General features: G+C 71.9%; 14 protein-coding genes. 6 read left to right on the top strand and 8 right to left on the bottom strand.

Annotation, left to right across the window (positions count from 1 at the left end):
* Positions 1–9: 9 nt before the first annotated feature.
* Together StrepF001_RS01570 and StrepF001_RS01575 are read left to right on the top strand one after the other, a co-directional pair.
* Positions 10–1497, top strand: coding sequence for an MFS transporter (locus StrepF001_RS01570; RefSeq protein WP_129796448.1), 1488 nt, complete (start codon positions 10–12; stop codon positions 1495–1497).
* A 200-nt stretch (positions 1498–1697) separates the two neighbouring features.
* Complete coding sequence (locus StrepF001_RS01575) at positions 1698–1982, top strand: DUF6332 family protein (RefSeq protein WP_129796449.1); 285 nt, start codon at positions 1698–1700, stop codon at positions 1980–1982.
* Here StrepF001_RS01575 and StrepF001_RS01580 read toward each other — a convergent pair.
* From StrepF001_RS01580 to StrepF001_RS01590, 3 genes are all read right to left on the bottom strand, one after another.
* Complete coding sequence (locus StrepF001_RS01580; protein WP_129796451.1) at positions 1943–2608, bottom strand: response regulator transcription factor; 666 nt, start codon at positions 2606–2608, stop codon at positions 1943–1945. The two genes, StrepF001_RS01575 and StrepF001_RS01580, sit on opposite strands and share 40 nt — an antisense overlap.
* Positions 2605–3831, bottom strand: a complete 1227-nt coding sequence (locus StrepF001_RS01585) for a sensor histidine kinase (RefSeq protein WP_129796452.1) — start codon at positions 3829–3831, stop codon at positions 2605–2607. The genes StrepF001_RS01580 and StrepF001_RS01585 overlap by 4 nt, the downstream gene beginning before the upstream one ends.
* A gap of 249 nt (positions 3832–4080) precedes the next feature.
* Positions 4081–4848 carry a TetR/AcrR family transcriptional regulator gene (locus StrepF001_RS01590; RefSeq protein ID WP_129796454.1) on the bottom strand — a complete coding sequence of 256 codons (768 nt, stop codon included), beginning with the start codon at positions 4846–4848 and terminating at the stop codon, positions 4081–4083.
* A gap of 399 nt (positions 4849–5247) precedes the next feature.
* On the opposite strand from StrepF001_RS01590, the gene StrepF001_RS01595 reads away from it, so the two are divergent.
* On the top strand, positions 5248–5715 hold the full coding sequence (locus tag StrepF001_RS01595) for a nitroreductase family deazaflavin-dependent oxidoreductase (RefSeq protein WP_129796456.1): 468 nt from the start codon (positions 5248–5250) through the stop codon (positions 5713–5715).
* Here StrepF001_RS01595 and StrepF001_RS01600 read toward each other — a convergent pair.
* Complete coding sequence (locus StrepF001_RS01600; protein ID WP_129796458.1) at positions 5705–6943, bottom strand: geranylgeranyl reductase family protein; 1239 nt, start codon at positions 6941–6943, stop codon at positions 5705–5707. The two genes, StrepF001_RS01595 and StrepF001_RS01600, sit on opposite strands and share 11 nt — an antisense overlap.
* Before the next feature lie 234 nt (positions 6944–7177).
* Between StrepF001_RS01600 and StrepF001_RS01605 the strand changes: the two genes are divergently transcribed.
* A complete protein-coding gene (locus tag StrepF001_RS01605) occupies positions 7178–8533 on the top strand; it encodes a dipeptidase (RefSeq protein WP_129796459.1) in 1356 nt (451 codons plus the stop codon).
* 42 nt (positions 8534–8575) lie between these two features.
* Here StrepF001_RS01605 and StrepF001_RS01610 read toward each other — a convergent pair whose 3' ends face one another.
* The 3 genes from StrepF001_RS01610 to StrepF001_RS01620 all read right to left on the bottom strand — a co-directional run bounded on the left by StrepF001_RS01610 (position 8576) and on the right by StrepF001_RS01620 (position 11009).
* Positions 8576–9619 (bottom strand): NUDIX hydrolase, encoded by a 1044-nt coding sequence (locus StrepF001_RS01610; RefSeq protein WP_129796461.1) that lies wholly within the window; start codon positions 9617–9619, stop codon positions 8576–8578.
* Positions 9620–9761: 142 nt separating this feature from the next.
* Positions 9762–9950, bottom strand: a complete 189-nt coding sequence (locus tag StrepF001_RS01615; RefSeq protein WP_129796462.1) for a hypothetical protein — start codon at positions 9948–9950, stop codon at positions 9762–9764.
* A gap of 105 nt (positions 9951–10055) precedes the next feature.
* Positions 10056–11009: an ROK family protein gene (locus StrepF001_RS01620; RefSeq protein WP_129796464.1), complete on the bottom strand. Its 954-nt coding sequence runs from the start codon at positions 11007–11009 to the stop codon at positions 10056–10058.
* Positions 11010–11155: 146 nt separating this feature from the next.
* Between StrepF001_RS01620 and StrepF001_RS01625 the strand changes: the two genes are divergently transcribed.
* Both StrepF001_RS01625 and StrepF001_RS01630 read left to right on the top strand, forming a co-directional pair.
* Entirely contained in the window at positions 11156–12262 is a 1107-nt protein-coding gene (locus StrepF001_RS01625) for a LacI family DNA-binding transcriptional regulator (protein ID WP_206306757.1), read from the top strand.
* A gap of 7 nt (positions 12263–12269) precedes the next feature.
* Positions 12270–13076, top strand: a complete 807-nt coding sequence (locus StrepF001_RS01630) for a hypothetical protein (protein ID WP_129796466.1) — start codon at positions 12270–12272, stop codon at positions 13074–13076.
* An 11-nt stretch (positions 13077–13087) separates the two neighbouring features.
* Here StrepF001_RS01630 and StrepF001_RS01635 read toward each other — a convergent pair whose 3' ends face one another.
* A complete protein-coding gene (locus StrepF001_RS01635; protein WP_129796468.1) occupies positions 13088–14392 on the bottom strand; it encodes an aldolase/citrate lyase family protein in 1305 nt (434 codons plus the stop codon).
* Positions 14393–14545 lie beyond the last annotated feature (153 nt).

Below are 14545 nucleotides of genomic sequence, written 5' to 3' on the forward strand. Positions count from 1 at the left end.
TGCTGAGGCATGACCTCTCCGCTCACCACTTCCGCGTCCGAGGGACGCTGGACCCCCCGGCTGTGGGGCACCCTGCTGGTGCTCTGCGCCGCGATGTTCCTCGACGCCCTGGACGTGTCGATGGTCGGCGTCGCCCTGCCGTCCATCGGCTCCGACCTCGGCCTGTCCACCTCGGCACTGCAATGGATCGTCAGCGGCTACATCCTGGGCTACGGCGGTCTGCTCCTGCTCGGCGGCCGCACCGCCGACCTGCTCGGCCGGCGCCAGGTGTTCCTGGTGGCCCTGGGCGTCTTCGCGCTCGCCTCGCTGCTCGGCGGACTCGTCGACTCCGGCCCGCTGCTGATCGCCAGCCGCTTCATCAAGGGCCTGAGCGCGGCCTTCACGGCACCCGCCGGCCTGTCGATCATCACGACGACGTTCCCGCAGGGCCCGCTGCGCAACCGGGCTCTGTCCATCTACACCACCTGCGCGGCCACCGGATTCTCGATGGGCCTGGTGCTGTCCGGCCTGCTCACCGAGGCCAGCTGGCGCCTGACCATGCTGCTGCCCGCGCCCATCGCCCTGATCGCCCTGATCGCGGGCCTGAAGCTGCTGCCGCGCAGCTCCCGCGAGCGCGACCACAACGGCTACGACATCCCGGGCGCCGTTCTCGGCACCGCCTCGATGCTGCTGCTGGTCTTCACCGTCGTACAGGCCCCTGAGGTCGGCTGGGCCTCCGCCCGCACACTGCTGTCCTTCCTCGCCGTCGCCGTCCTCCTCACGGTGTTCGTCGTGGTGGAGCGGCGCTCCCCGGGACCGCTGATCCGGCTCGGCGTGCTGCGTTCCGGTACCCAGATCCGTGCCCAGCTCGGCGCCATGACCTTCTTCGGGTCGTATGTGAGCTTCCAGTTCATCGTCACGCTGTACATGCAGTCACTGCTCGGCTGGTCCGCCCTGCACACGGCCCTCGCCTTCCTGCCGGCCGGCGCGCTGGTGGCGATCTCCTCGACGACGGTGGGCTCGATCGTCGACCGGTTCGGCACCCAGCGGCTCCTCGCGGTGGGCTTCGCTCTGATGGTCGTGGGATACGCGCTGTTCCTCGGCGTCGACCTCGACCCGGTCTACGCCGCCGCCATCCTGCCCAGCATGCTGCTGATCGGCGCGGCCTGCGCGCTGGTCTTCCCGTCGCTCAACATCCAGGCCACCAACGGCGTCGACGACCACGAACAGGGCATGGTCTCCGGCCTGCTCAACACGTCCGTGCAGGTCGGCGGGGCGATCTTCCTCGCAGTCGTGACGGCGGTGGTCACCGCGGGCGCCCCGGAGAACGCCTCACCGCAGGCCGTCCTCGACAGCTACCGACCCGGACTGGTCGTGGTCACGGCCATCGCCGTCGCCGGCCTGCTGATCGCGCTGTCGGGGCTGCGCACCCCACCTGCCCGGCAGTCGGTGGTGGTCGCCCAGTCCCAGTCCCTGGTGAAGGAGACGGACGCGGAGCGCGTGCCGGTCCGCGACTGAGCGCGCCGCTGGAAGTCCGGTACGCCACCTGCGGGTGCGTGGTGGCTGATCGCGCCCCGCATGTCGATACAGCCCCGCGCCCCTTTGGGGTGCTGCCGAACCGGACCGGACTTCGCCGAGGCCGCTTAGGGGGCCGTCTCCATTGCGTGGGCCCGGCGGGGCTGTTGCTCCGCCGGGCCCACGCCTGCTTGACTTGCCGGATGACCAGGCACGGGGGACGGCGCACACAGGCCGAGCGGGATGCGATCACCGTCGAGACCGGGTACGCGCTGTGCAGCGCGGCGTTCGCGGCGGCGGTGGTCCTCGGGGCGGTCGCCGGTCCGGCATTGCTCTTCGAACTGCCCGATGTGGTGGAGACGTTACTGGTCCGCACGGGCCTCGTTCTCGCGCCGGTCCTGTTCATCGCCCGGGTGGTCGCCGTCCTCGTCCGGTTCCGGCACGCGGATCAGCCCAGCCAGCCGGGCCGTACCAGCCCCGACTCATAGGCCAGCACGACCAGTTGGGCCCGGTCCCGGGCGCCCAGCTTCACCATCGTGCGGCTGACGTGGGTCTTGGCGGTGAGCGGGCTGACGACCAGGCGGCGGGCGATCTCCTCGTTGGACAGGCCGATGCCCACCAGGGCCATCACCTCCCGTTCCCGCTCGGTGAGTTCGGCGAGGGCGTCCGCGGCCGTGGGCTCCTTGGAGCGGGCCGCGAACTCGGCGATCAGCCGACGCGTCACGCCCGGTGAGAGCAGTGCGTCACCCGCGACCACCGCCCGTACCGCGCGTAGGAGTTCCTCCGGTTCCGTGTCCTTCACCAGGAACCCGGAGGCGCCCGAGCGGATCGCCTCGAAGACGTACTCGTCCAGCTCGAACGTCGTCAGCATGACCACCTTGACGTCCTCGAGCCCCGCGTCCTCGGTGATGCGGCGGGTCGCGGCGAGGCCGTCGAGCGCGGGCATCCGGATGTCCATCAGCACGACGTCGGGCCGCAGTTCGCGCACCTTGCGCAGCGCCTCCGCACCGTCGGAGGCCTCCCCGGCCACCTCGATGTCGGGCTGGGCGTCCAGCAGGGCACGGAAACCGGCCCGGACCAGTGACTGGTCGTCGGCGAGCAGTACGCGGATCACCGGTTCTCCTCCTGCGCGGTGAGCGGCAGCACGGCGAGCACCCGGAAGCCGCCGTCAGGCCGCGGGCCCGCCTCGATCGTGCCACCCAGAGCCGCGGCCCGCTCCCGCATTCCGGCCAGTCCGTTGCCGCTGCCGCCCGCGTCGGCGCCGGTCGCCGGCCCGTCGTCGTCGATACGCAGCCGCAGTGCACCGGCGGCGTGATCGAGGTGCACGCGCGCGTGCCGGGAGCCGGAGTGCCGTACGACGTTGGTGAGGGCCTCCTGGACGATGCGGAACGCGGCGAGGTCCGTGCCCGGCGGGAGGCGGGGCGGCTCGCCCTCGACCGCCACGGTCAGGCCCGCGCTCGCCGCCTGCTCCACCAGCTCGGGCAGCCGGTCGAGGCCGGGCGCCGGAGCGCGCGGCGCGTCCCCCGGCGTACGCAGGGTGTCGAGTACCTGGCGTACCTCTCCGAGCGCCTCCTTGCTGGCGGCCTTGATGGTGGTGAGCGCGGTGCGCGCCTGCTCGGGTTCGGTGTCGAGCAGCGCCAGTCCGACGCCCGCCTGCACGTTGATGACGGAGATGCTGTGCGCGAGGACGTCGTGCAGCTCGCGGGCGATCCGCAGCCGCTCCTCGTCCGCGCGGCGGCGTGCCGCCTGCGCACGCTCGGCCCGCTCCCGCGCCCACTGCTCCCGGCGGATCCGGGCCAGCTCCGACAGCGCCACGATCGCCACCACCCAGGTGGCGATCACGATTTCCTGCCCCCAGGAGGCGGGCCCGTCCCCCGACGGCGGCAGCCATCGGTAGAGCCAGTGGGCGACCAGCACATGCGCCGCCCAGAGCATCCCGAGAGCGGCCCAGGCAGCTCTGCGTCGGCCCGCGACGACCGCACTGAAACAGGCGACGGCGACGGTCAGCAGGACCGGCCCGTAGGGGTATCCGGCACCCAGATACACCGCGACGGTCGCCGCGGTGCCGAACACGACGGGCACCGGGTACCGCAGCCGCCACAGCAACTGTCCCGCGGCCACGAGCAGCAGCACGCGCGCGAAGAGGTCGAGGGCCGCCCGCTCGCCCTCCTGGGCGTGCGCGGCGAAGTTGGAGCCCATCAGCACGAAGACGGTCAGGAGCACCGTGGAGCGCCAGGGCCACCGGACCGCACGCTCCTCGTCCCAGCGGTTCAGCCACGGCGGCCCGTGACCCCACCGCAGGGGCGGTCCGCCCCGCCGTATGCGCTGCTCCTCCATGACCGCCACGCTAGACCGCGCGCGCCACCGACGGCGTCACCCGGGCGAGGTGATCATCCGTACTCCCGGCGAAGTACCTCCCCCCACCTCGCCGGACTCCCTGATCCGCAGCCGGCGCAGCCCATCCGGTGACGAGCCGGCCGGCTGCGGGACGCGCTCGCCGCCTGCCCGGGCGTAAGGCAACAGCTCACCGAGGCGATGGGCACGGACCCGGCGCCCGCGTTCCGGTCACTGCACACCGGATCCGCGTCAGGAGCCCGAACTGCTGCCCTTGCCGGTGCTCCGGGTGCCCTGGCGGGCCTTCGCCGCGCGCCCCTGCTGCGGATAGACGAGGCCAACGGTGTGGGCGAGCTCCGCCACAGCGTGCCGGAAGAACGGCTCCCGGTCCTCCACGATCCGGTTGAACTGTCCGAACACCTCGAACCCCACCAGCCCGAACAGCTGCGCCCAGGCCGCCACGAGGGTCGCCACCACCTCGGGCGGGAGGTCGGGCGCGAGATCGGCGGCCATCCGCACGGCCTCCGGACGCAGCTCGGCGGTCAGCCGGGGCTTGGCCACCCCGAGACCCTGGTGTGCGTCGCGCACGATGGCGATCAGCAGGAAACCGACACGCCCCGCGGCCTCGACGGTCGTCTGCGGTGCGGAGTAGCCGGGCACCGGGGAGCCGTAGATCAGCGCGTACTCGTGCGGATGCGTCAGCGCCCAGGTGCGCACGGCCGCACAGACGGATTCCCAACGCTGCACGGGGCCGGCCTCGGCGACCGCGTCATGCGTCGCCTCGGCGGCCTCGCCGAGGGAGTTGTACGCGTCGATGATGAGCGCGGTGAGCAGGTCGTCGCGGCTGGGGAAGTAGCGGTAGACGGCGGACGAGACCATGCCGAGCTCGCGGGCGACCGCGCGCAGCGAGAGCTTGGCGGCCCCTTCGGCCGCGAGCTGTCTGCGGGCCTCGTCCTTGATGGCCGCGGTGACTTCGATCCTGGCTCGGGCGCGGGCGCCGTGTGTGGGGTTGCTGGACATGGGGGAAGTTTCCCATGTTCCGGAGCGGTGCTCTACAGCGTGAGCAGTGCGCCGTCTCGTGACTGGTGCTTCGTTGTGAGAGCGGGGGACCGCTTCGCGACTGGCGCTCCGTTACGAGAGCACCGCTCACGCAACCGAGCGCCGCTCCACCCTCCCCGCCCACAGCACCCGCCACACCACCGCACGCCAGCCCTCAGCCGACAGCCGACAGCCGACAGCCGACAGAGCATCGCTCAACAAAGAGAGCACCGCTCTTGCTTTAGAGCACCGATCTCCGCCACACTGCTCTCAAGCGAGAGCACCGCTCACGCTTCCCGTCCCTCTCCTGCCACTCCGGCTGCCCTTCGGCCGCCCACTCCCACTTCGGCCGCCCATCCCCGCTTCCAGGAGGAAGTCCGCATGTCCACCCACGTCCAGAAGCCCGGCTGGTTCACCGTCAACGTCTTCAATCGCGCGGTGGCCTGGATGACCCGTCGCGGCATCAGTATCTGGGGCTCCCGGGTCCTCGCGGTCCGCGGCCGCAAGAGCGGCACGTGGCGGACCACCCCTGTGAACCTGCTGACCGTGGACGGACAGCAGTACCTCGTCGCCCCCCGCGGCCACGTCCAGTGGACGCACAATATGCGGGCCGCGGGCGGCGGCGAGCTCAGACTCGGCAAGAACGTGGACGTGTTCACCGCGACCGAGATCGCCGACGACGACAAGGCCGCGCTGCTGCGCGCCTATCTCAAGCGCTGGAAGGCCGAAGTCGGCGTCTTCTTCAAAGGTGTCGGTCCCGACTCCTCGGACGAGGAGCTGCGCCGTGTCGCCCCCGACCACCCCGTCTTCCGGATCACCTACACAAACGCCACGGGCGTCAGGAGCTGACCTCGCCACCCGGCGTGGACCGGCGGTCCAGCGCGGTCAGGGCGCGCTGGGCCAGGGGATGACCGCGGACGATCTCGCCCAGGGACGTGGCGCCGCGCGTGATGTCCATGAACGCCTTCCATGCGGGCCGGAACCCGGTCACGGCCGCATGGAAGAGACCGGGACGCCGCTCGAACACCGTCAGCAGGCGCTTGCCGACGGCCATCTCCACGCCCAGTCCCGCCTTGATCGCGAACGCGTAGTTCAGGGCCTGCCTACGGGTGTCCACCGCGTCGTGCGCCTCGACGATCCGCACCGCCCACTCCCCCGCGAGCCGCCCCGACCGCAGCGCGAAGGAGATGCCCTCCCGAGTCCACGGCTCCAGCAGCCCCGCTGCGTCCCCGCATACCAGCACCCGCCCCCTCGACAGGGGCGAGTCGTCTGCGCGGCACCGGGTCAGGTGGCCGGAGGAGATGCTCGGTTCGAAACCGGCGAGTCCCAGCCGCCCGACGAAGTCCTCCAAGTAGCGCTTGGTCACGGCGCCTTCACCGCGTGCGGAGATCACTCCGACCGTCAGCGTGTCACCCTTGGGGAAGACCCAGCCGTAACTCCCGGGAATCGGTCCCCAGTCGATGAGGACACGCCCCTTCCAGTCCTCGGCGACCGTTTCCGCAACCGGGATCTCCAGCTCCAGGCCGAGGTCCACCTGCTCGAGCTTGACCCCGACGTGGGCTCCTATGCGGCTGGCGCTGCCGTCCGCACCGACCACCGCATGTGCCAGCACCGTCTCACCGCTCTGCAGGACGACGGCGACCGTACGCCGGTCGGGCACTGCCGGTCCGTGCTGCTCGACCCGCGACACCGTGACACCCGTGCGGAGTTCGGCGCCCGCCTTCTGGGCCTGCTCGACGAGCTGCTGGTCGAACTCGGGCCGGTTGACCAGCCCGAAGAGCATCTGCTTGGAGCGCCGGGTACGGGTGAACCGTCCGTTGTGGGAGAACGTCACCGCGTGCACCCGGTCCTGCAGGGGCAGTTCGAAGCCGGGCGGCAGTGCGTCGCGCGACGGGCCGATGATCCCTCCGCCGCACGTCTTGTACCGGGGCAGCTCCGCCTTCTCCAGCAACAGCACGCGCCGTCCCGCGACCGCCGCCGCGTAGGCGGCCGAAGCCCCTGCGGGTCCCGCGCCCACCACGACGATGTCCCACACCTGCCGCACGTCGTCGTCCGCCGAAGAGTTCTCGCTGCTCACGATGGTCTGCTGCTCCCGATCTGCCGCCTGCCGCATCTGTCCCCCGCATCCTACGGCGGGCATCGCCGCCGACCGCTGTGGGAGGATCGGCAGCGTATGCGCCCGCACACCAGGACGCGCCTACACGCGCGGTCATCCGCGCGCACCGCAGCGGATGTCCGTGCACCACACCACGGGCCCACCGCGCAGACCCGTACCGAGAAGTACAACGTCGCACCTACGAGGAGCGTGCCCATGTCGTCGAATCCGGTCGCCGAGACCGTCGCCTCGCTGATGCCCAGGGCGAAGGCGGAACTCACCGAGCTGGTGGCCTTCAAGTCGGTGGCGGACTTCGACCAGTTCCCGCGGAGCGAGAGCGAGGGCGCCGCACGCTGGGTGGCGGACGCGCTGCGCGCCGAGGGCTTCGAGGACGTGGCGCTGCTCGACACCCCGGACGGGACGCAGTCGGTGTACGGCTACCTGCCCGGTCCCGAGGGCGCGAAGACCGTCCTGCTCTACGCGCACTACGACGTGCAGCCGCCGCTGGACGAGGCCGCCTGGACGACCCCGCCCTTCGAGCTGACCGAGCGCGACGGCCGCTGGTACGGGCGCGGTGCCGCCGACTGCAAGGGCGGCGTGATCATGCACCTGTTGGCGCTGCGCGCGCTGAAGGCGAACGGCGGCGTGCCGGTGCACGTCAAGGTGATCGCCGAGGGGTCCGAGGAGACGGGCACGGGCGGCCTGGAGCGGTACGCCGAGGAGCACCCGGAGCTCCTGGAGGCCGACACGATCGTCATCGGCGACTCGGGCAACTTCCGCGTCGGGCTGCCGACGGTGACCTCGACCCTGCGGGGCATGACCCTCGTACGGGTGCAGGTCGACACGCTCGAAGGCAACCTGCACTCGGGCCAGTTCGGCGGCGCGGCGCCCGACGCGCTGGCCGCACTGATCCGCGTACTGGACTCGCTGCGCGCCGAGGACGGTTCGACGACGGTCGACGGACTCACGTCCGAGGCGCGGTGGAAGGGTCTGCAGTACGAGGACGAGCAGTTCCGCAAGGACGCCAAGGTGCTCGACGGCGTCGGTCTGATCGGCTCCGGTACGGTCGCCGACCGGATCTGGGCGCGTCCGGCGGTCACCGTGCTCGGTATCGACTGCCCGCCGGTCGTCGGCGCCACCCCGTCCGTGCAGGCGAGCGCCCGGGCGCTGATCAGTCTGCGGGTGCCGCCGGGCGTGGACGCGGCCGAGGCGACCAAGCTGCTCCAGGCGCACATCGAGGCCCACACTCCGTGGGGTGCGCGGGTGAGCACCGAGCAGATCGGCCAGGGCCAGGCGTTCCGCGCCGACACGACCAGCCCGGCGTACCAGGCGATGGCCGACGCGATGGCGGTGGCATACCCGGGCCAGGAGATGCAGTACGCGGGGCAGGGCGGCTCGATCCCGCTGTGCAACACCCTCGCCGCGCTCTACCCGCGCGCGGAGATCCTCCTCATCGGTCTGAGCGAGCCGGAGGCCCAGATCCACGCCGTGGACGAGAGCGTGTCCCCCGAGGAACTGGAGCGGCTGTCGGTGGCGGAGGCCGTGTTCCTGCGCAACTACGCGGCGAGCTGACCGGCCTCCGCCACGCCCCCGACTGAGCGCGGACAGCTGCGCTCAGCCGACCGGGATCCCGGCCTCCAGGTAGAGCGCCGCGCCTCGTTCGCGGGCCCGCAGTGCCCAGCGCAGCCGCTCGTAGCGCACCGGCGGCAGCAGGCCGGCGGCCTCCTCCTCGGTGACGAAGCGCCAGGCGCGCAGCTCGGGTCCGGGCAGCAGCACCTCACGGGCCTCGGCGGAGTCGAGGCTTCCGCCGTCGAAGAGGAGGCGCAGCCCGCCGTAGCCGGGCGGTGCGGGCGCCTCCCAGTCGACGACCAGCAGGCGGGGTACGTCGTCGAGGTGGATCCCGGTCTCCTCGGCGACCTCGCGCATGCCGGCCCGGGCGGGCGCCTCGCCGGGTTCGACGACACCGCCGGGGAACTCCCAGCCCGCCTTGTAGGTGGGGTCGACGAGCAGCACGCGGCCCTTTTCGTCGAAGAGGAGGACACCGGCGGCCAGCGTCTCGGCGGTGGGTTCGGGGGTCTGCACGATGTCACAGACGGGCGCGGCCCCGGAGGCGACGGCCTCGGCGATACGGGAGGCGGTCTCGTACGGGGGGAGGGCGCCGTTGTCGATGGGGTGGGCGTCGGCGGTCAGCCAGGAGGCGAGGGCGGCCTTGTACGGCTCGATGCGGTCGTACGACCACTGGCGTGTGCGTATCTCGCCGTCGGGCACGTCGGGCGGGAGCTCACGGTTCGCTATTCGGTCGCGCAGGATCGTTTCGGCCGGGGTGAGAAGCACATGCCGGACGGCGATACGGCGGGCTGCGAGACCGCCGAAGATCTCGTCGCGGTACTCCTGGCGCAGCAGGGTCATGGGCACGACGAGGGTGCCGCCGAGTTCGGCGAGCAGCGCGGCCGCGGTGTCGATGACGAGGCGTCGCCAGATCGGCAGGTCCTGGAAGTCGCCGACCTCGGCGAGGCGTTTGGCCGGCAACAGGTGTGTCAGTTCGCCGCCGATGACCTCGGGGTCGAAGAGCGTGCTGTTCGGGATCAGTTCGATCAGTTCCCGTGCGGTGGTGGTCTTCCCCGCACCGAACGCGCCGTTGATCCAGACGACGGTCACGTTTCCCCCTCTTCTGTTGGACCCCTGTGGCTTGCCCGTTCCACCCTGCCACGGAAACCAGGCCCAGTTGAGGGTGCACAAGCGGAAGCGCCGGCACCCCGTTCCAGGGCCGGCGCCTCGCGGTGCGGCTGTGGCCGCTGCGTCAGTTCTCCTGCCCGCCAGGGGTGCGGTCGTCCAGGGTCGGACCGTCGGTCACGCCGGTCCTGTCGAGGGTGCTGAGGGTGTCGTCCACCTTGCCCGGCTCTTCACCGCCGGCCTGGGAGGGGGTGACCGCCGCGACGACGAATCCGGTGGCGAGGGAGGCGATGGCGAGCATGCTGCGCTTCTTCATGCCCCGTTCAACCGACGGACCCGGTCCGGGGTCACGCACCTGTCCCGGGTCTGTCGGCTCGGGGGACCCTGTCCGACCGGGGATGAACGTTCCTGCCGGCGGCGCTCACACCCCCGCCGCCGTGGTGTCCGTCCGGCTCGCCAGGGCGGCCGCGGCGGCCCCCACCAGGCCCGCGTCCGTGCCCATCTGAGCCGGCATCACCTTCAGCCCTTGGACGAACGACAGCGTCGCGTAGTCGCCGAGGGCCTTGCGCAGGGGGGAGAAGAGGACGTCGCCCGCCTTGCCCACTCCCCCGCCGATGACCGCGATGTCGATCTCGACGAGAGTCGCGGTGGCCGCGATACCGGCAGCCAGGGCCTGGGCGGCGCGTTCGAAGGAGGCCACGGCGACCGGGTCGCCGACGCGTGCGGCGGCGGCCACCGCGGCGGCGGAGGTGTCGCCGTCGGGGCCGGGCCGCCAGCCGGCCTCCACGGCGCGGCGCGCGATGTTGGGGCCGCTGGCGATGCGCTCCACACAGCCGCGCGCACCGCACGGGCAGGGATCGCCGTCGAGGTCCACGCTGATGTGACCGATGTGGCCTGCGTTGCCGGTGGGGCCAGGGTGAAGGCGGCCGTTCAGGACCAGGCCACCGCCGACGCCGGTGGAGACCACCATGCACAGCGCGTTGTCGTGGCCTCGTGCGGCGCCCTGCCAGTGCTCGGCGGCGGTGATCGCGACGCCGTCGCCGATCAGCTCGACGGGCAGTCCGCCGGCCGCAGCCCGGACCCGCTCCACGAGGGGGTAGTCGCGCCAGCCGGGCACGTTCACGGGGCTGACCGTGCCCGCCGAGGCGTCCACCGGACCTGCGCTGCCGATGCCGACGGCGTTCGCGCGGCCCCACAGCGGCGCCGCGGTCAGCTCGCCGATCACCTCCTCGACCGCCCGCATCACGGTGTCGCCGTCCTGCTGGGCGGGCGTGGGGCGCTGGGCGCGCACCACGATCCGGCCGCCGCCGTCCACCAGCCCGCCTGCAATCTTGGTACCGCCGATGTCGAGCGCGGCCACGAGGTCGGTGTGCATCAGTGTCGGATCTCCCCGTCAACCTGGGTAAAAGGGCTGGCCGGTCCAGCGGTGGGGCGTGGGCCGGAGATTGCGGTGGACAGTCTCCCCTGCGTCTGACAACGTTGTCCAGGCTCTATGCTCGACGCCACATCCTCATACAAACCATGGACCGACGCATCCCCGTGGACCACAGGACAGGACACCGCACCGTGCCCGAGACCCACCGCCGAGCAGACCGCCTCTCCGCGCCTCTCTCCGCGAACCGCTACGGCAACCGGCCGACCATGAAGGACGTCGCGGCCCGTGCCGGGGTCGGACTGAAGACGGTCTCCCGGGTCGTCAACGGTGAACCGGGGGTCACGCCGGAGACCGAGCGCCGTGTCCAGGAGGCCATCGAGGCGCTCGGCTTCCGGCGCAACGACAGCGCGCGGGTGCTGCGCAAGGGCCGTACGGCCAGCATCGGGCTGGTCCTGGAGGACCTGGCCGACCCGTTCTACGGGCCGCTCAGCCGTGCGGTCGAGGAGGTGGCGCGCGCCCACGGCGCCCTGTTGATCAACGGTTCCAGCGCCGAGGACCCCGAGCGCGAGCAGGAGCTGGTGCTGGCGCTGTGCGCGCGGCGGGTGGACGGGCTGGTCGTCATCCCGGCCGGTGACGACCACCGCTATCTGGAACCCGAGCTCAAAGCGGGCGTCGCCACGGTGTTCGTGGACCGTCCGGCCGGGAAGATCGACGCCGATGTCGTCCTGTCGGACAGCTACGGCGGCGCCCGGGACGGCGTCGCGCACCTGATCGCGCACGGTCACCGGCGGATCGGTTTCATCGGCGACATGCCCCGTATCCACACCGCGGCGGAGCGGCTGCGCGGCTACCGGGCGGCGATGGAGGACGCCGGCATACCGGTCGAGGAGTCCTGGATGTCCCTGGGCATCACCGATCCGCTCCGGGTGCGCCGGGCGGCCGAGGAGATGCTCTCCGGCCCCGCCCCGGTCACCGCGGTCTTCGCGGGCAACAACCGCGTGACGGTCACCGTGATCCGTGTCCTGGCCGAGCAGTCCCGGCAGGTCGCCCTGGTCGGATTCGACGACATCGAACTCGCCGATCTGCTCCAGCCGGGCATCACCGTCGTCGCCCAGGACGCGGCTGCCCTCGGCCGCACCGCCGCGGAGCGGCTGTTCCGCCAGCTGGACGGCTCGCTCGTCGTCCCGGAGCGCATCGAACTGCCGACCCGGCTGATCACCCGCGGCTCGGGCGAGCTGCCGCCGGCGGACTGAGCGGCCGATGGAGGACCACCCGAAGCAGCAACGGCATGACGGGCCCGGCCGCACCCTGGAGGCACTGGGACTGGCGGAGGCTCCCCGCGAACGTCCGCTGAGCTATCCGGGTGCCTGGCCGCAGGCGTCGGGGCTGCTCGACGGGGACCGGCTGCTGCCGCTCACCCGTCTGGTGCACGAGGACCGCACCCCGGTCCTCGCCGTCGGCTCCAACGCCTGCCCCGGCCAACTGCGCCACAAGATGGCCGAGTTCGGGATCACCTCGCCCGTCCCGATGGTCAAGACCCGGGTCACCGGCATCGACGTGGGTGTCTCCGCCCACGTGAGCCGCCTCGGCTATGTGAGCGCCTCTCCCTTCGACGCGCCGGGAGTCGTACGGGAGTTGTTCATCACCTGGCTCGACGCCGAGCAGCTCGCGGTGATCGATGCGAGTGAGGGCGTGCCGCTGCCGCACGGCAACTTCGCCCGCGCCTGGCTGCCCGCGCCCGAGGTGCGGATCGAGTTGGAGAACGGCGAGCCACTGCCCGGCGCGTACGTGTACGTCAACCGCCATGGCGTCCTGCACAACGGCTCCCCCGGGCCCCGCACGCATCCCGGGCAGCGCGCCCTGCTCACCGAACTCCTCGTCGCCCTGCCCCGGTTGCGAAAGCTGTTCGGCGCCACGCCCGCGGAGTTCTGCGCACGGGCCCGCGCCGACCGGCAGTTGTGCGAGCGGGGCACACGCCTGTTCGCCGAGGAGAAGCTGGTGACGGCCTCCGGCCTGGAGCGGTACGTACGAGCTCAGCAGACCGGGAGTCCGGGTACCGGGGCGTAAGTTGTGAGCCGCTACTTGGCCGAGGCCGTCAGATCGCCCCGCCGGGGCGCCGCGAAGCCCTCCAGGTCGGTCCGGGTCAGGCCGGTCAGCCGGGCGACCTCGGCGATGTCCAGGGCCCCGCAGTCCAGGCCGCGCAGCAGGTAGCCGCTGAGGGCCTTGGCGGTGGCCGGCTCGTCCATGACGTCGCCGCCGATGCGGCCCGCGTAGCGGGCGAGGCGGGCGGCGGCCTGTTCGAAGCCCTCGCGGTAGAAGGCGTAGACGGCCGCGTAGCGGGTCGGGAGGTGACCGGGGTGCATGTCCCAGCCCTGGTAGTAGGCGCGGGCCAGGGCGCGGCGGGTGAGGCTGTAGTGCAGGCGCCAGGCGTCGTGGACCTGCTCGGTCGGGCCGACCGGCAGGACGTTGGTGGAGCCGTCCGACACGCGGACGCCGGTGCCCGCGGCGGCGACCTGCATGATCGCCTTGGCGTGGTCGGCAGCCGGGTGGTCGCCGGCCTGGTAGGCGGCGGAGACACCGAGGCAGGCGCTGTAGTCGAAGGTGCCGTAGTGCAGTCCGGTGGCGCGGCCCTCGGCGGCCTGGATCATCCGGGCGACGGTGGCGGTGCCGTCGGTGGCGAGGATGGACTGGCTGGTCTCGATCTGTATCTCGAAGCCGAGCCGCCCGGCCTCCAGCGCGTGCGCCTTCTCGAAGGCCTCGAGGAGCCGGACCATGGCGGTGACCTGCTCGGGGTAGGTGACCTTGGGCAGGGTGAGGACCAGCCCGTCGGGCAGGCCGCCGGCCTTCATCAGGCCGGTGAGGAAGATGTCGAGGGTGCGGATGCCCCGGTCCCGGACGGCGGCCTCCATGCACTTCATGCGGATGCCCATGTACGGGGCCGCGGCGCCTTTCTCATAGGCCTCGGCGATCAGCCGGGCCGCGCGGGCGGCCGTCTCGTCCTCCTCGGCGTCGGGGCGGGGGCCGTAGCCGTCCTCGAAGTCGACGCGCAGGTCTTCGATCGGCTCACGCTCCAGCTTGGCGCGGACCCGGTCGTGGACGGGCTCGGCGAGGTCGTCGGGGAGGCCGAGGACGGCTGCGAAGGAGGCGGCGTCCGGTGCGTGTGCGTCGAGGGCGGCAAGGGCCTGCTCGCCCCAGGAGCGGATGGTGTCGGCGGCGAAGGCGTCGCCGGGGACGTAGACGGTGTGGACGGGCTGGCGGGTGCCGGGGTCTCCGGGGTAGCAGCGCTCCAGTTCGGCGTCGACCGGTGCGAGGGAGGCGCTGATCTCCTCGCTGACCGTGCCCGCCAGGCTCGTCGCCACCTGCTCCTGCTGACCCTGACCCATCCCACACCCTCCAACTTTCCGCTTTACGGAATCAACAATCCGTAGAACGAAGTTATCCGGGGAGCTTCCGCCTGGTCAACACCGCTTCCTTACGGTGCCACCGCGAACTTTCGACATGTTCACGCTCATCTCATGCGGCGGTAGAACACTTCG

It is taken from the genome of Streptomyces sp. F001 (assembly GCF_004187715.1).
Lineage (GTDB): Bacteria > Actinomycetota > Actinomycetes > Streptomycetales > Streptomycetaceae > Streptomyces > Streptomyces flavusporus.